Here is a 16,811-nt window from a genome sequence, read left to right on the forward strand (position 1 = left end):
CTCACTCCGCCGGGCCGAGGCCGGTGAACGGCACGAGGGGGTCGACGTCGAAGCAGGCGTGCTCGCCCGTGTGGCAGGCTGCGCCGATCTGCTCGACCTGGACCAGCACGGTGTCGGCGTCGCAGTCGAGGGCGGCACCCCGCACGTACTGCGCGTGCCCGGACGTGTCGCCCTTGCGCCAGTACTCCTGGCGCGAGCGCGACCAGAAGGTGACGCGGCCCTCGGTGAGGGTGCGCCGGAGAGCCTCGCGGTCCATCCAGCCCATCATGAGCACCTCGCGGGTGTCGTGCTGCTGGATGATCGCGGGCAGGAGCCCGGTCGGATCGAAGGCGGCGCGGTCCAGGACGGCGTCGAGCTCGGCGGGGGTCATCGGATCTCGATCCCGGAGGCCGCGAGCGAGCGCTTGACGTCGCCGATCGTCAGCTCGCGATTGTGGAAGACGGAGGCGGCGAGCACGGCGTCGGCCCCCGCGCCGACGGCCGGAGCGAAGTGCTCGACGGCACCGGCGCCTCCAGAGGCGATGACGGGCACGGAGCTCAGCTCGCGCATCGCGGCGATCAGCTCGAGGTCGAAGCCCTGCTTGGTGCCGTCGGCGTCGATGGAGTTGACCAGCAGCTCCCCGGCGCCGCGCTCGACGGCCTCGGCCGCCCAGGCCAGGGCGTCGAGCTCGGTCTCGCGGCGTCCGCCATGAGTGGTGACGACGAAGCCGGACGCCGCGGCGTCGCTCCGCTTGACGTCGAGCGAGAGCACGAGCACCTGCGCGCCGAAGACGTCGGCGATCTCGCCGAGGAGCTCGGGCCGGGCGATCGCGGCGGAGTTGACGCCCACCTTGTCGGCGCCGTGCGCGAGCAGTCGCGAGACGTCCTCGGCGCTGCGCACGCCTCCGCCGACCGTGAGCGGGATGAAGACCTGCTCGGCGGTCGCCCGCACCACGTCGTAGGTGGTCGAGCGGTCGTCGACCGTGGCGGTGACGTCGAGGAAGGTCAGCTCGTCGGCGCCCTGCTCGAAGTAGAGGCGGGCGAGCTCGACGGGGTCGCCCGCATCGCGAAGGTTCTGGAAGTTGACGCCCTTCACGACGCGGCCGGCGGCGACGTCGAGGCAGGGGATGACGCGGACGGCGAGACTCATCGGCTCCCCCTCTACAGGCGCGCGGCGTGGATGGAGGTGACCAGGATCGCGCGGGCGCCCAGGTCGTACAGGCGGTCCATCACCTGGTTCATGTCCGCGCGCGGCACCATCACGCGGACGGCCACCCACTCGGCGTCGTGCAGCGGCGAGACCGTCGGGGACTCGAAGCCCGGCGCGATCGCCGTGGCGCTCTCCAGGAGCGCGACGGGGCAGTCGTAGTCGAGCAGCACGTACTCGCGGGCGACCAGCACGCCCTGCAGGCGGCGCAGCAGCACCGGGATGCCCTCGGGCTCCCCTGCGGCGGAGACCAGGACGGCGGTCGAGTCCAGGATGACCGGGCCGAAGATCTCGAGGCCGGCCTTGCGGAGCGTGGTGCCGGTCTCGACGACATCGGCGATGACGTCGGCGACGCCGAGCTGGATCGCGGACTCGACCGCGCCGTCGAGGCGGATCAGCGTCACCTCGACGCCGTGCTCCCGGAGGAAGCGGCCCACGAGGCCCGGGTAGCTGGTCGCCACGCGGAGGCCGTCGATCTGCGCGAGCTCGTCGTAGCGGCCTGCGGGCCCGGCGAAGCGGAAGGTGGAGTTCGCGAAGCCGAGGCTCGCGATCTCGCGCGCCTCGGAGCCGGAGTCGATCAGGAGGTCGCGGCCGGTGACCCCGACGTCGAGAGCGCCGGAGCCGACGTAGGTGGCGATGTCGCGCGGTCGCAGGTAGAAGAACTCCACCCCGTTGCGCTCGTCGACGACGTGCAGCTCCTTCGGGTCGCGGCGGCCGGTGTAGCCGGCCTCCGCGAGCATCTGACCGGCGGTCTCCGAGAGGGAGCCCTTGTTGGGGACGGCGACGCGCAGGAGCGCCGGGGCGGGGGTGGTGGTCACGGGACGTCCTTCATGACTCGACGGCTGTTCAGGGGGCGGCACGGCTCCTCGGGGAGCGTGCGGGCGCGACGGCGCGGAGCGGAGGCGCACCCCGGCGAGCGGGGCGGGGCTCACAGATGCCGGTAGACGTCGGCCGTCGTCAGTCCCTTGGCGAGCATGAGCACCTGCAGGTGGTAGAGCAGCTGCGAGATCTCCTCGGCGGTGCGCTCGTCGCCCTCGTACTCGGCGGCCATCCACACCTCCGCGGCCTCCTCGACGATCTTCTTGCCGATGAAGTGCACGCCGGCGTCGAGCTCGCGGACGGTGCCCGAACCCTCGGGACGGGCGGCGGCCTTCTCGCCCAGCTCAGCGAAGAGGTCGTCGAAAGTTTTCACCGGGGAAGTCTATACGGCGGCCGGACGCGGCCGCCTCAGTGCCGGTGCAGGTGAGCGGTCGCCGTCTCGCGCAGCGACGCGATCGCGGCCTCCGGGTCGTCCGCGCCGAAGACCGCGGAGCCCGCGACGAAGGTGTCGGCTCCCGCCTCCGCTGCGATCTCGATCGTGCCGGGTGCGATCCCGCCGTCGACCTGGAGCCAGACGTCGAGCCCGGTGCGGTCCACCACGTTCCGGAGCGTGCGCAGCTTGGGCATCGTCTCCTGCATGAAGGGCTGGCCCCCGAAGCCGGGCTCGACCGTCATCACGAGGACCTGGTCGAACTCGGGCAGGAGGTCGAGGTAGTCGTCCACCATCGTGCCCGGCTTGAGCGCGATCCCCGCCCGCGAGCCGATCTCGCGCAGGCGCCGCGCCAGGGCCACGGCGTCGCGCGCGGCCTCGGCGTGGAAGGTCACGGAGAAGGCGCCGGTCTCGGCGTAGTCGGGGGCCCACCGGTCGGGGTCGTCGATCATCAGGTGCAGGTCGAGCGGGCGGGGCGAGACGTCCTGGAGGCGCTGGACCATGGTCAGCCCGAAGGTGAGGTTCGGCACGAAGTGGTTGTCCATCACGTCGACGTGCACGAGGTCGGCTCCGGCGATGCGCTGCAGCTCGGCCTCGAAGTTCACGAAGTCGGCGGAGAGGATGCTGGGGTTGATCCGTGCGGGCATGCCTCCAGCCTAGATCGGAGCGTCCTCCGCGTCCGCCCGGCCGAGGACGCTCCCGCTCCGGAGGGGTCAGGCGTTCCCGGACGCCGCCTCGAGGGGCCGGCGGCGGAGGAGCTGCACGAACATGGCGTCGGTGCCGTGCCGGTGCGGCCAGAGCTGCACGTGGAGGGGGCCGTCCGGCAGCGGGAGCGGGTCCGCCGTCACCGCGCGCAGCAGGGCCGGCGTGTCGACGAGCTCGAGCTCGTGCCGCTCCTGCGCGAGGGCGAGCACGCGCCGGGTCTCTCCGAGGTGCGGCGAGCAGGTCACGTAGGCCAGCAGACCGTCGGGAGCGAGAGCCCTCACCGCGGAGTCGAGCAGCTCGCCCTGGAGTGCGGCCAGCGGCTCCACGTCGGCCGCGGACTTGCGCCAGCGCGCCTCCGGCCGCCGCCGCAGCGCACCGAGACCGGTGCACGGCGCGTCGAGGAGGATGCGGTCGAACGATCCCGGCTGCTCGTCGCCCAGGTCGCGCCCGTCGCCGGTGCGCACCTCGACCGACGGGTCGACGGCGGCCAGCGCCTGCCGCACCAGGCCCGCGCGGCCCGGGACCACCTCGTTGGCGAGCAGCGCCGCCCCTCCTGCGCGCGCCTCCGCCGCGAGCAGCGCCGCCTTGCCGCCGGGTCCCGCGCACAGGTCGAGCCAGCGCTCGCCCGGGCGGACCGGCCGTGCCCGGGAGAGCGCCAGAGCGGCGAGCTGGGAGCCCTCGTCCTGCACGCGCACGCGGCCCTCGTGCACCGCGGGGAACGCCTCCGGGTCGCCGCCGGTGCTGGTCATGCCGACCGGCGAGAACCGGTCGGGTTCGGCGTCGGCGATCTCGCCGGGAGACGCCAGGCCCGGCAGAGCCACCAGGTTCACCCGCGGAGCCGCGTTGTCGGCGGCGAGCAGCGCGTCGAGCTCGTCGGCCGCCCCCTCCGCCGCCAGCGCCCGTCGCAGGGCGCGCACGATCCACACGGGGTGGGAGCTCAGCGCGGCGATCCGGTCGTCGCCGGAGACCGCGGCCGCGGAGACCCGCTCGCGCCACTCGCCGGCGCTCGAGCGCGAGACCGCGCGCAGCACGGCGTTGGCGAAGGCCACCGCTCCCCGCGAGGAGCCGGCCGCGACGAGCGCGACGCTCTCGTTCACCGCGGCGTGCGGGGCCACGCGGGTCGCGAGCAGCTGGTGCACGCCCAGGCGCAGCGCGTCGAGCACCGGCGCATCGATGCTCTCGACGGACCGGCCGGCCGCGAGGGCGATCACGCGGTCGTAGTAGCCGGACATCCGCAGGGTGCCGTAGCAGAGCTCGGTGGCCAGTCCCGCGTCGGCGGGCGAGAGGCCGGCGGCGCTGATCCGCGCGGGCAGGACCAGGTTGGCGTAGGCGTCCGACCCGCTCACCGCGAGCAGGACGTCGTAGGCGACCCGGCGGGCGGGAGCGGCCTCGCGCCGGGCGCTCACGCGAGCACCGTGCTCTCGCGCAGGCCGCGGGCCCAGGCGGCGCCGGCCATCGGGGTCCTGCCGGCGGGCTGGACGGTGACCAGCTCCACCGCTCCGTCCGCGGTGCCGACGAGGGCGCGTCCCGAGTCGAGGCGGACGACGCCGGGAGCGAGGTCCCCCTCGGCCGCGCGGACCGCGAGCACCTTGAGGCGCGCGTCCCCCACCGCGGTCGAGGCTCCGGGCTCGGGAGTCGTTCCGCGCACGAGCGCGAGGACCCGCGCGGTCGGGAGGCTCCAGTCGATCCGGCCGTCCGCGGCGTCGAGCTTGGGAGCGGGGGTCGCCTCTCCGGCCTGCGGAGTAGCGACGGCCGTGCCCTCCTCCAGCGCGTCGACCACGCCGAGGGTGAGGCCGGCGCCGCTCCCGGCCAGCTCCGTCAGCAGCTCGCCCGCGGTGCGCTCCCCCGCGTCGACGGCGAGCTCGGCGTACACGTCACCGGCGTCGAGCTCGGCGACCAGCTGGAAGACGCTCGCGCCGATCCGCGTGTCGCCCGCCATCAGCGCCCGCTGGACGGGAGCCGCCCCGCGCCAGCGCGGCAGCAGGGAGAAGTGCAGGTTGATCCAGCCCAGGCGCGGCACCGCCAGCAGGCGCTGCCGGACGAGGCCGCCGTAGGCCACGATCACGCCGAGGTCGGGGGCGAGCTCCGCGATCCGGTCGGTCACGTCCTCGTCGAGGCGGTTCGCCCGGATCACCGGGATCCCCAGCTCCTCGGCCGTGACGGCGACCGGCGAGGGGGTGAGCACGCGCTTGCGGCCCACCGGGGCGTCCTCCCGGGTGACCACGGCGACGACCTCGTGCGCGGAGGCGGCGAGGTCGCGGAGGGTCGGAACGGCGGCGGCGGGCGTGCCGGCGAAGACGAGGCGCACGGGGGTCTCCTGGGGAGTCAGAGGATGTCGGGGTCGTCGAGACGGACCCGGAGCCGGGGGGCCGGCCGGAAGCGGCCGGGCGTGGTCGGCGGGCGACGACGGCGCGTGGCGTTGCGGATCACGGCGGAGCGGAGGCGCGCGGCCACATCCGCACCGCGAGCGTAGTCGAACCGGACGATCGCCCGGACGGAGCCGTCCTCGAGCCCGACAGGACCGAGGACCTCGTGCCGGTCGTCCTCGTCGAGCGCGTCGAGCGCCTCCTCCACCGCGTGCGCGTCGCCGCTCACCGTGGCCAGGCGCACCGCGGGCGGGAAGCGCAGAGCGCGCCGCTCCTGGAGCTCGGCCCGGAGGTACTCCGCCTGCCGCCAGGTCGCCAGGGCGGTCGCGAGCCGACCGCCGACCCCGACCAGGAGGACCGGCGCGCCCGGGCGGGCCAGCGCCGCGGCGTTCGACCAGGTGCGAAGCGCGTCGTCGGCGACCCGCAGGCTCTCGCGGGCCAGCATCCGCTCGCCGTCCAGCAGCAGGACGGCGTGGTAGCCGCCGTCGGCCCGCGGCTCCGCCCCGCGCGTGGCCACGACGAGCGCGGGCTCGTCGGGGAGGGTGAGCACGGGGCGCTGCCCGTCGGCGACGATCACCTTGGCACCCGGGAAGGCGCGTCCGAGCTCCTCCGCGGTGCGGCCCGCGCCGAGGGAGACGAGGCGCAGAGCCGTCGCCTGGCAGACGGAGCAGGTCCAGTCGGCCGCGATCAGGCCGCACCAGCCGCAGCTCGGCCGCCCGCCCTCGGAGTGCACGCCGAGCGGACCCTGGCAGCGGTTGCAGCGTGCGACGGTCCGGCAGCGGGCGCAGGCGACCACCGGCGCGTAGCCGGGGCGCGCGACCTGGACCAGCACGGGACCGGAGTCGAGGGCCTTCCGCGCCTCCCGCCAGGCGGAGGAGGGGATGCGCGCTGCCGCGTCGTGCTCGTCGGCCGCCCACTGCTGGGCGGTCGGCACGACGTGCGGGCGGCGGCTCGGCCGCGGCTCCACCTCGGTCGCGAAGCCGATCTCGACGAGCCGCTCGACCTCGACCGTGCGCGTGTTGCCGAGCAGGACGAGGCCGGCGCCGCTCTGCTCCTGCCGCACCAGGGCGACGTCGCGCGCGTGCGCGTAGGGCGCGAGCGGCTCGGCGAAGAGCGGATCGCCGTCGTCCCAGAGCGCGATCAGGCCGAGGGCGGAGGAGGGCGCGTAGAGGACGGAGCGGTTGCCGACGACGACCCGCGGCCCGGGATCGAGGCAGCGGACGAAGGCGGAGTAGCGCTCGGCGCCCTTCTGCCGCGCATCGAGGCGCACCACCGCCTCCGCGGGGACGAGGGCGGCGAGAGCGAGCTCCAGCTGCTCCTGGTCGCGGTAGTCGGGGACGGCCAGGATCGCGTCGCGGCCCGCGGCGAGCGTGTCCCGGGCGAGCTCGGCGAGCGTGACGGCCCAGCCGCCGACCCACGCGCCCGAGTCGAGCCTCACCGGAGCCGGCACGGCGCCGACCGCCAGCCGGGCCCCCTCGGCGAGTCCAACGAAGGAGGCGTCGGGGTAGCCCGTCACGCCGCCCGCCTCGACCGCGGGCGCCGCAGGAGCGGGACCCGCGGCGAGTCGCGCCTTCTCGACGCGGACGTGGCGGCGCGGCACGGCCAGGCGCAGCACGTCGCTCGCGCCTCCGGAGGCGCGGTCGGCCACCCGGCGGGCGAGGGCCCAGACCTCCGGGGTCAGCACGACGAGCGGCGAGACCAGCTCCTCGATGCCGCTGAGCGCTCCGGCGTGCTCGGTCCCCTCCCCCGTCTCGACGACGAACGCGTCGGCGATCCGGCCTCCGGTCCGCAACGGCACCCGCACGCGCACGCCGGGGACCACCTCGCCGCGCAGCGCCTCCGGCACCGCGTAGTCCAGGAGCCGGTCGAGCTGCGGGAGGGGCGAGTCCAGGAGCACGCGCGCGACGGCTCCGCTCGTCGCCATCGCCGCCGCGCCCGCTACGAGAGGCCCGCGGCGGAGCGCAGGTCGTCGACCCGGTCGAGGTGCTCCCAGGTGAAGTCGGGGAGCTCCCGGCCGAAGTGGCCGTAGGCCGCGGTCTGCGCGTAGATCGGGCGGAGCAGGTCGAGTGCGTGGATGATCGCGGCCGGGCGCAGGTCGAAGACCGAGCGGATCGCCTCGGTGATCGTCTCGTCGGAGACGGTGCCGGTGCCGAAGGTCTCGACGTAGAGGCCGACCGGGGCCGCCTTGCCGATGGCGTAGGCGACCTGCACCTCCAGCCGCGAGGCGAGCCCCGCGGCGACCGCGTTCTTGGCGACCCACCGCATGGCGTAGGCGGCCGAGCGGTCCACCTTCGACGGGTCCTTGCCCGAGAACGCGCCGCCGCCGTGGCGGGACGCTCCGCCGTAGGTGTCGACGATGATCTTGCGGCCGGTGAGCCCGGCGTCGCCCTGAGGGCCGCCGATCTCGAAGCGGCCCGTCGGGTTGATCAGCAGGCGCACGGCGGAGGAGTCGAGGTCGACCGTCTCGAGGACGGGGCGGATGACGTGCGCCGCGATGTCCGCGTGGATCGTCTCGGTGCTGACGTGCTCGGCGTGCTGGGTGGACAGGACGACGGTGTCGATGGTGGACGGCGTCGTGCCGTCGTAGCCGATGGTGACCTGGGTCTTGCCGTCGGGTCGGAGGTAGTCGAGCTCGCCCGACTTGCGGACGGCGGCCAGGCGCTCGGCGAGGCGGTGCGAGAGCCAGCTCGGCAACGGCATGTATTCGGGGGTCTCGTCGGTCGCGAAGCCGAACATCAGGCCCTGGTCGCCCGCGCCCTGGCGGTCGAAGGCGTCCTCGCCCGCCTCGGAGGAGCGGACCTCGAGCGCCGTGTCGACGCCCGCCGCGATCTCGGGCGACTGCTGGCCGATCGAGACCGAGACGCCGCAGGAGCGGCCGTCGAAGCCCTTCTCCGAGGAGTCGTAGCCGATCTCGACGATCGTGTCGCGCACGATCTTGGGGATCTCGACGTAGCCGCTCGTGGAGACCTCGCCCGCGACGTGCACGAGCCCCGTCGTGACCAGCGTCTCGACGGCGACCCGGCTGTGCGGGTCCTCGCGGAGCAGGGCGTCGAGGATGCGGTCCGAGATCTGGTCGCAGATCTTGTCCGGGTGGCCCTCGGTGACGGACTCGGAGGTGAACAGGCGGAGGGGACCGGAGGTCATGCTTCTCTTCTCGTCCCGGCTCGTGCGGACCGGGGTCGTTCGTACCGGGAGTGGCCTGGCGGGCGCGATGCCGGGCGGCAGGCGATCGGCGCCTGGGCGGGCGGACCGGCGGGGCTAGCGCACGACCGCGTCGAGGACGCGATCGGCCACCTCCGCCTTGCTGCCCGAGGCCTCGCCAACTATATCGCCGGCCCGATCGAGGACCACGACGGCGTTGCTGTCGCTCTGGAAGCCCTCGGCCCAGCCCACCCTGTTGAGGACGAGCAGGTCGCAGCCCTTGCGGGCGATCTTGGCGCGGCCGAGCGCGAGCATCGCGTCCCGGTCCGGCTCGGTCTCCGCGGCGAAGCCGACGACGATCTGCCCCTCCCGCCGGGAGGCGGAGATCTCGGCGAGGACGTCCGGGTTCTTGACGAGCTCGAGGACGAGACGGTCGCCCTGCTGCTCCTTCTTGATCTTCGCGTCGGCGACCGCGGCGGGCCGGTAGTCGGCGACGGCCGCGGCCATGATCACGACGTCCGCGCCGGTGGCCGCGGCGAGGGCGGCCTCGCGCAGCTCGAGCGCGGTGCCCACCGGGAGGACCGTGACGCCCTCCGGCGCCGGCACGTCGAGGTTCGCGGCGAGGAGGGTGACCTCCGCGCCCCGGGCCGCAGCGGCCAGCGCGAGCGCGACGCCCTGCCTGCCGCTGGAGCGGTTGCCGACGAAGCGCACCGGGTCGAGGGGCTCGCGGGTTCCGCCGGCGGTCACGAGGACGCGCACGCCCGCGAGGTCGCGGCGGGCGGAGGCGGAGCGGGCATGGACGGCGAGGGCCTCCGCCACGATCGTCTCGGGCTCCTCCATGCGGCCGGGGCCCGAGTCGGCGCCGGTGAGGCGGCCGACCGCGGGGCCGACGACGTGCACGCCGCGGGAGCGGAGCACCGCCGTGTTCGCGACGGTGGCGGCGTTCGCCCACATCTCGGTGTGCATCGCGGGGGCGACCACGAGCGGGGCGGTGCTCGCGAGCACCGTGTTGCCGAGCAGGTCGTCGGCGAGGCCGGCGGCGAGCTTGGCGAGCGTGTGCGCCGTCGCGGGCGCGATCACGATGAGGTCGGCGGCCTGGCCGATGGCCACGTGCCGGACCTCGGCGACGCCCTCGTAGAGCTCGGTGTGCACCGGGTTCCGCGAGATGGCCTCGAGGGTGGGCTTGCCGACGAAGCGCAGCGCGGCCTCGGTCGCGACGACGTGCACGTCGTGCTCCGCGAGGACCAGCGCGCGGACGACTCCGACGGCCTTGTACGCGGCGATGCCGCCGGTGATGCCGACGACGACGTTGAGCCGTCGGCCGGCCTCGAGAGAGGAGCCCACCCGGAGGGGACTACTCGGCGAGGGGCTTGGCGACGAGCTTGTCCTCGTTGATCTCGTGCAGTGCGACCGAGAGGGGCTTGTCGTCGATGGTGGAGTCGACCAGCGGGCCGACGTTGTCGAACAGGCTGCCCTCGTGGAGGTCGGCGTAGTAGTCGTTGATCTGGCGGGCGCGCTTGGAGGCGAAGATCACCAGCGCGTACTTGGAGTCGACCTTCGAGAGGAGCTCGTCGATGGGCGGGTCGATGATGCCGAGGTTGTTGGCCATGGGTGTCTCCTTGCAGGCGCATCAGCGCCGATCTGCGGCTCCGGAGCAACACGGCGCGCGGGCTCCGAGGGGCGTGTGCCCGGTGGGACCCGGGGCGTCGGCCCGGAGGTGGTCGGTGGCCCGGTCTCAGCGGCCCGGGTCAGCGGGCGCACCGTCGGCACGAGGCGATATCAATTCTACGACCTCGCGGGCCGCTTCGGGCACGGTGCTGTTGACGACGGCGAAATCGAACTCGTCCTGCGCGGCCAGCTCCACCTTCGCGGTGGCCAGACGGCGCTCCTGCTCCTCCGCGCTCTCGGTGCCGCGGCCGACCAGGCGGCGGACCAGCTCGTCCCAGCTCGGCGGCAGGAGGAAGACCAGCCGCGCGTCCGGCATCCGCTCGCGCACCTGGCGGGCACCCTGGATGTCGATCTCGAGCATCACCTGCCGGCCCTGCTCCAGCGCGGCGTCGATGGGGCCGCGGGGCGTGCCGTAGCGGTGAGCGTTGTGGACGACGGCGTACTCGAGGAACTCCCCCGCCGCGACCATCCGGTCGAACTCGGCGTCGTCGACGAAGTAGTAGCTGACGCCGTCCACCTCGCCCGGACGCGGGGCCCGGGTGGTGGCCGAGACCGAGAGCAGGACGTCCGGGTAGTTCTCGCGGATGTAGGTCGACACGGTGCCCTTGCCGACCGCGGTCGGACCGGCGAGGACGAGCAGGCGGTTGCGGCCGGGGCGGCGCTGCCGCGACTCCCGCTCCTCCAGGAACGACGACAGGCCCTCGACCTGGCGCCGGCCGAGCCCGCCGAGGCGCTTCGACTCGGCGATCCGCAGCTGGTCCATCACCCGGGGCGTCTTCACCACGCCGAGTGCGGGCACGGCGCGGAGCAGCTCGCTGACGCGCATCCGCCCCTCGACTCCGAGCGGCTCGGCCTGGGCCGCCGCGAGCACGGCGGTCGCGGGGCGGCGTCCGGCGGCAACGGCCTTCTTGACGGCGGCGCGGGCACGGCGCGCCGCGATCGCGGCCTCGGAGGCGGCGCGCCGGTCGACCTCGGGCGGCGAGGGACGGCGCACGGCCTCCGGGCGCGAGGAGGCGCCGGGATCGGGGCTGACGGTTTCAGCGGACAAGGGTCTCCTGGATGTCGGTCGCGCGGCGGGTGATCTCGGCCGCGATCCCCGAGGGGCCGGCGCCGAGCACGCTCCGCGACTCGCTGACGATGGTGGCGGCGCTCAGCGCGCCGAACAGCCGCTGCGCGTCCGCGACGGCCGCGCCCTGGTGGCCGAAGCCGGGCGCGAGCACCGGGAGTGCGGGGTGCAGCGGCTCGTCGATGCCGATGCCGAAGTCGCCCAGGGCGACCGTGGCGCCGAGCACCACGCCGACCGAGCCGATCGACGCGCGAGCGTGAGCGTCGTTCCAGGATGCCACGTCCGCCACGACCGCGCGTGCCACGGTGTATCCCGCCCGGCCGCCGTCCTGCACGAGGGCGCGCTGCACGGGACGGGCCTCGGGGTTGGAGGTGGCTGCGAGGACGAACACGCCCTTGCCCGCCTCCTCCGCGAGGGTCAGCATCCCCTCGAGGGAGCCGAGCCCCTGGTAGGCCGCGGCGGTCATGGCGTCCGCCTCGAGCGGCGAGCCGGGCCGGAGCCACGCCTCGGCGTAGGCGGTGACGCTCGTGCCGATGTCGCCGCGCTTGACGTCGGCGATCACCAGCAGTCCGGCCTCGCGGGCGTCGGCGAGCACGCGCTCGAGCGCGGCGTAGCCCGCCGAGCCGTGCCGCTCGAAGAAGGCGATCTGCGGCTTGACGACGCCTACACGGCCGGCCGCCGCCTCGACGACCGTGCGGCCGAAGCTCTCGAGCCCGGCCGCGTCGTCGGCGAGGCCCCACGCGTCGAGCAGGTACGCGTGCGGGTCGATCCCGACGCAGAGCCGGCCGTGCGCGGCGAACGCCGCCTCGAGGCGCGAGCCGAAGGAGGCGGTGCCCGCCGCGCCGCCGCTCACGCGGTGCGCTCCGCGCGGCGCAGGGCGTAGTCCTGCAGGCTCGTCACCTCGAAGGGCTCGTTCGCCGCGTCGAGCGAGGCGACCGCGGCCGCGAGCTGGGCGATCGTGGTGAACAGCGGCTTGTCCGCGGCGACCGCGGCGGCGCGGATCTCGTAGCCGTCGGCGCGGGTCGCTCCTCCGCTGGGCGTGTTGATCACCACGTCGACCTCGTCGCGGGCGATCAGCTCGACGATGGAGGGCGCGTCGCCCTCGGCGGTCTCGCTGTACTTGCGGACCACGCGGGCCTGGATCCCGTTGCGGTTCAGCACCTCGGCCGTGCCCTCGGTCGCGAGGATGTCGAAGCCGAGCTGGCGCAGGCGCAGCGCGGGCAGGACGATCGAGCGCTTGTCGCGGTCGGCGACCGAGATGAAGACGGTCCCGCTCGCCGGCATGCCGCCGTACGCGGCGTCCTGGCTCTTCGCGAAGGCGCGCGGGAAGTCGCGGTCGATCCCCATGACCTCGCCGGTGGAGCGCATCTCGGGCCCGAGCAGCGAGTCGACGATCTGGCCCTCCTTGGTGCGGAAGCGCTTGAACGGCAGGACCGCCTCCTTCACCGCGATGGGAGAGTCCATCGGGACGTCGGAGCCGTCGCGCTCGGGCAGCAGGCCCTCGGCCTTCAGCGCGGCGATGGTCTCGCCCACCATCAGGCGCGACGCGGCCTTCGCGAGCGGGATGCCCAGCGCCTTCGACACGAACGGCACGGTGCGCGAGGCCCGGGGGTTCGCCTCGAGCACGTAGAGCACGCCCTGGCCGATCGCGAACTGGACGTTCAGCAGTCCCCGGACGCCGACGCCCTGCGCGATCGCGAGGGTCGCCTCCCGCACCTGGTCGATCTGCCGGCGGCCGAGCGTCACCGGCGGGAGCGTGCACGCCGAGTCGCCGGAGTGGATGCCGGCCTCCTCGATGTGCTCCATCACGCCGCCGATGTAGAGCTGCTCGCCGTCGAAGAGCGCGTCGACGTCGATCTCGATCGCGTCGTCCAGGAAGCGGTCCACCAGCAGCGGGTGCGCCTCGTCGATGATCCCCTCGCCGGCCATCCGCTCGAAGTAGTCCTCGAGCTGGGGCGTGCCGTAGACGATCTCCATGCCGCGCCCGCCGAGGACGAACGACGGACGGACGAGGACCGGGTAGCCGATCTCCACCGCGACCTCACGGGCGCCGTCGAGGTCGGTCGCGGTGCCGTTGCGCGGAGCGAGAAGCCCCGCCTCGTCGAGGATCCGCGAGAACGCGCCGCGCTCCTCCGCGAGGTCGATGTTCGCGGGGGTGGTGCCGAGGATGGGCACGCCGGCCGCCTCGAGGCCCGCGGCGAGCCCGAGCGCCGTCTGGCCGCCCAGCTGCACGACGACGCCGACGAGCTCGCCGGACTGCGACTCCGCGTGGATGACCTCGAGCACGTCCTCGAGAGTCAGCGGCTCGAAGTAGAGGCGGTCCGAGGTGTCGTAGTCGGTCGAGACCGTCTCGGGGTTGCAGTTGATCATGATCGTCTCGAAGCCCGCGTCCGAGAGCGCGAACGAGGCGTGCACGCAGGAGTAGTCGAACTCGACCCCCTGGCCGATGCGGTTGGGACCGGAGCCCAGGATGACGACCTTGCGGCGGTCGGCGGCGACGACCTCCGTCTCCTCGTCGTACGAGGAGTAGTGGTACGGCGTGAGCGCCGGGAACTCGCCCGCACAGGTGTCGACGGTCTTGTAGACCGGGCGCACGTCCAGCGCGTAGCGGGTGCGGCGGACCTCCGCCTCGTCGAGACCGCGGAGCTCGGCGATCTGCGCGTCCGAGAAGCCGTGGTCCTTCGCCAGGCGGAGGAGTCCGGCGTCGAGGCCGTCGTGCTCGTGCACCAGGTCGGCGATCTCGTTGATCAGAACGATCTGGTCGAGGAACCAGGGGTCGATCTTCGTGGACTCGAACGCCTGCTCGACCGTGGCTCCCAGGCGCAGCGCCTGCTGCACGGTGACGATGCGGCCGTCGGTCGGGGTCCTCGCGATCTCGAGGAGCTCCTCGACCGAGCGCTCCTGCGCGCCCCAGTGGAACGACGAGCCGCGCTTCTCGAGCGAGCGGAGCGCCTTCTGCAGCGCCTGCGCGTAGTTGCGGCCGATCGCCATCGCCTCGCCCACCGACTTCATGGTCGTGGTCAGCGTCTTGTCGGCGGCCGGGAACTTCTCGAACGCGAACCGCGGGACCTTCACGACCACGTAGTCCAGCGTCGGCTCGAAGCTCGCCGGCGTCACCTTGGTGATGTCGTTCGGGATCTCGTCCAGGCGGTAGCCGATGGCGAGCTTCGCGGCGATCTTGGCGATCGGGAAGCCGGTCGCCTTGGAGGCGAGGGCGGAGGAGCGGGAGACGCGCGGGTTCATCTCGATCACGATGATCCGGCCGTCCGCCGGGTCGATCGCGAACTGGATGTTGCAGCCGCCGGTGTCCACGCCCACGTCGCGGATGATCCGGATGCCGATGTCGCGCAGCTTCTGGTACTCGCGGTCGGTGAGGGTCAGCGCCGGTGCGACGGTGATCGAGTCGCCCGTGTGCACGCCGACGGGGTCGACGTTCTCGATCGAGCAGACGACGACCGTGTTGTCGGCCGTGTCGCGCATGAGCTCGAGCTCGTACTCCTTCCAGCCGAGGATCGACTCCTCCAGGAGAACCTCGGTGGTGGGGCTCTGGTGCAGGCCGTCGCCGACCATCCGCACCAGCTCCTCGCGGGTGTAGGCGAAGCCGGAGCCCAGGCCGCCCATGGTGAACGACGGGCGGATGACGAGGGGGTAGCCCAGGTCCTCGGCGTACTCGATCGCCTCGTCGACGGTGTGCGCGATGTAGGACTTCGCGACGTCGGCGCCCGCGTCCAGCACCAGCTGCTTGAAGATCTGGCGGTCCTCGCCGCGGTTGATCGCCTCGAAGCTCGCGCCGATGAGCTCGACGCCGTACTTCTCGAGGATCCCGAGGTCGTGCAGCTGGATGGCCGCGTTCAGGGCCGTCTGCCCGCCGAGGGTCGGCAGGATCGCATCCGGCTTCTCCTTGGCGATGATCGCCTCGATCGCCTTGGGCGTGATCGGCTCCACGTAGGTGGCGTCGGCGAAGTCGGGATCGGTCATGATCGTCGCCGGGTTGGAGTTGACGAGGATCACGCGCACCCCCTCGGCGCGCAGCACGCGGCAGGCCTGGGTGCCGGAGTAGTCGAACTCGACGGCCTGTCCGATGACGATCGGGCCGGAGCCGATGACCAGGACGCTCTGGATGTCTTCCCTGCGCGGCATTACTTCTGCTCTCCGATGCTGCTGGTCGTGGGGATGTCGGTGGGCTCCGAGGCCCCGCGCCCGGCCGTGCGCTGCACGACCATCTCGCGGAAGCGGTCGAAGAGGTGGTTGGAGTCGTGCGGGCCGGCCGCCGCCTCCGGGTGGTACTGCACCGAGAAGGCGGGGATGTCGAGGCAGCGCAGGCCCTCCACGACCGAGTCGTTGAGGGAGTAGTGGCTGACCTCGACGCGGCCGAAGCCCTCGGGCGAGTCCAGCTCGCCCTCGATCGGCGCGTCCACGGCGAACCCGTGGTTCTGCGAGGTGATCTCCACGCGGCCGGTGAGCTTGTCGAGCACGGGCTGGTTGATCCCGCGGTGGCCGAACGGGAGCTTGTAGGTGCCGAAGCCGAGAGCGCGCCCCAGCAGCTGGTTGCCGAAGCAGATGCCGAAGAACGGCAGGTCGGCGCGCAGCGTGGTGCGCAGCAGCTCGACGTGGCGGTCCGAGGCCTCGGGGTCGCCGGGGCCGTTGGAGAAGAAGAGCGCGGACGGGTCGAGCGCGAGCACCTGCTCGGCGGTCACCGACTCGGGCAGCACGTGGACGTCGAAGCCGCGCTCCGCGAGGTAGTCGACCGTCGAGGTCTTCACCCCCAGGTCGATGACCGCGACCGAGCCGACGCGCTCGCCGCGGGCGGGCACCGTGTACTGCTCGACGGTCGAGACCGAGGAGGAGAGGTTGAGCCCCTGCATCTGCCGGCCGCCGAGGACCAGCGCGAGCTGCTCCTCCTCGGGGAGGGCGAGGTCCTCGCCGGAGAACACGCCGGCGCGCATCGAGCCGGCCGAGCGGATGTGGCGGGTGATCGCCCGGGTGTCGACGCCGGAGATCCCGACGATGCCGTCGGTCTCCAGGTCGTCGCCGAGGGAGCGCTGCGCGCGGAAGTTGGAGACGACGCGGGAGGGGTCGCGGACGACGTAGCCGGCGACCCAGATGCGGCGCGACTCCATGTCCTCGTCGTTGGTCCCGGTGTTGCCGATGTGGGGCGCGGTCTGCACGACGATCTGGCCGGCGTAGCTCGGGTCGGTCAGCGTCTCCTGGTAGCCGGTCATGCCGGTGGCGAAGACGATCTCGCCCAGGGTGCGGCCTCGGGCGCCGTAGGCCTGTCCCCGGAATCGTCGTCCGTCCTCGAGGACGAGGACGGCGGTGGGTTCGGTGCTGAGGCGTGTCGTTGGCACGGACTAGGAGCCCTTCTGGGTCGTGTCGGGGCCGCCGTCCTCGTCCTCGAGGACGGACGACGATTCCGGGGACAGGCCTACGG

Annotated in this window: 15 protein-coding genes; all 15 read right to left on the minus strand. The window is 73.5% G+C overall.

What is annotated here, in order from left to right:
• Position 1: 1 nt before the first annotated feature.
• The 15 genes from hisI to carA all read right to left on the minus strand — a co-directional run bounded on the left by hisI (position 2) and on the right by carA (position 16,728).
• On the minus strand, positions 2–370 hold the full coding sequence (hisI, locus tag C5B93_RS07330; RefSeq protein ID WP_104292126.1) for a phosphoribosyl-AMP cyclohydrolase: 369 nt from the start codon (positions 368–370) through the stop codon (positions 2–4).
• Positions 367–1,128, minus strand: coding sequence for an imidazole glycerol phosphate synthase subunit HisF (hisF, locus tag C5B93_RS07335; protein ID WP_104292127.1), 762 nt, complete (start codon positions 1,126–1,128; stop codon positions 367–369). The genes hisI and hisF overlap by 4 nt, the downstream gene beginning before the upstream one ends.
• A gap of 11 nt (positions 1,129–1,139) precedes the next feature.
• A complete protein-coding gene (gene hisG, locus C5B93_RS07340) occupies positions 1,140–2,003 on the minus strand; it encodes an ATP phosphoribosyltransferase (RefSeq protein WP_104232660.1) in 864 nt (287 codons plus the stop codon).
• 110 nt (positions 2,004–2,113) lie between these two features.
• On the minus strand, positions 2,114–2,377 hold the full coding sequence (locus tag C5B93_RS07345; RefSeq protein ID WP_055791842.1) for a phosphoribosyl-ATP diphosphatase: 264 nt from the start codon (positions 2,375–2,377) through the stop codon (positions 2,114–2,116).
• A 35-nt stretch (positions 2,378–2,412) separates the two neighbouring features.
• A complete protein-coding gene (gene rpe, locus C5B93_RS07350) occupies positions 2,413–3,081 on the minus strand; it encodes a ribulose-phosphate 3-epimerase (protein ID WP_104292128.1) in 669 nt (222 codons plus the stop codon).
• Positions 3,082–3,147: 66 nt separating this feature from the next.
• The gene (locus C5B93_RS07355; protein ID WP_258068166.1) at positions 3,148–4,545 is read right to left on the minus strand and encodes an RsmB/NOP family class I SAM-dependent RNA methyltransferase; all 1,398 of its coding nucleotides are present in this window, start codon (positions 4,543–4,545) and stop codon (positions 3,148–3,150) included.
• Entirely contained in the window at positions 4,542–5,447 is a 906-nt protein-coding gene (locus C5B93_RS17610; protein ID WP_258068167.1) for a methionyl-tRNA formyltransferase, read from the minus strand. Before C5B93_RS17610 ends, C5B93_RS07355 begins: the two co-directional genes overlap by 4 nt.
• A gap of 17 nt (positions 5,448–5,464) precedes the next feature.
• A complete protein-coding gene (locus C5B93_RS07365; RefSeq protein WP_104232664.1) occupies positions 5,465–7,429 on the minus strand; it encodes a hypothetical protein in 1,965 nt (654 codons plus the stop codon).
• Between the two features lie 14 nt (positions 7,430–7,443).
• Complete coding sequence (metK, locus tag C5B93_RS07370) at positions 7,444–8,649, minus strand: methionine adenosyltransferase (protein WP_104292130.1); 1,206 nt, start codon at positions 8,647–8,649, stop codon at positions 7,444–7,446.
• Positions 8,650–8,763: 114 nt separating this feature from the next.
• Entirely contained in the window at positions 8,764–9,990 is a 1,227-nt protein-coding gene (gene coaBC, locus C5B93_RS07375) for a bifunctional phosphopantothenoylcysteine decarboxylase/phosphopantothenate--cysteine ligase CoaBC (RefSeq protein ID WP_104292131.1), read from the minus strand.
• Positions 9,991–10,000: 10 nt separating this feature from the next.
• On the minus strand, positions 10,001–10,255 hold the full coding sequence (rpoZ, locus tag C5B93_RS07380; RefSeq protein WP_104221835.1) for a DNA-directed RNA polymerase subunit omega: 255 nt from the start codon (positions 10,253–10,255) through the stop codon (positions 10,001–10,003).
• Positions 10,256–10,381: 126 nt separating this feature from the next.
• Complete coding sequence (gmk, locus tag C5B93_RS07385; RefSeq protein ID WP_181068354.1) at positions 10,382–11,308, minus strand: guanylate kinase; 927 nt, start codon at positions 11,306–11,308, stop codon at positions 10,382–10,384.
• Between the two features lie 43 nt (positions 11,309–11,351).
• Entirely contained in the window at positions 11,352–12,233 is an 882-nt protein-coding gene (gene pyrF / locus C5B93_RS07390) for an orotidine-5'-phosphate decarboxylase (RefSeq protein ID WP_104232667.1), read from the minus strand.
• A complete protein-coding gene (gene carB, locus C5B93_RS07395; protein ID WP_104237508.1) occupies positions 12,230–15,520 on the minus strand; it encodes a carbamoyl-phosphate synthase large subunit in 3,291 nt (1,096 codons plus the stop codon). Before carB ends, pyrF begins: the two co-directional genes overlap by 4 nt.
• Positions 15,520–16,728, minus strand: coding sequence for a glutamine-hydrolyzing carbamoyl-phosphate synthase small subunit (carA, locus tag C5B93_RS07400; protein WP_104292133.1), 1,209 nt, complete (start codon positions 16,726–16,728; stop codon positions 15,520–15,522). Before carA ends, carB begins: the two co-directional genes overlap by 1 nt.
• Positions 16,729–16,811: the final 83 nt, after the last annotated feature.

Origin of the sequence: Rathayibacter sp. AY1A2 (assembly GCF_002930935.1) — a bacterium.
GTDB lineage: Bacteria > Actinomycetota > Actinomycetes > Actinomycetales > Microbacteriaceae > Rathayibacter.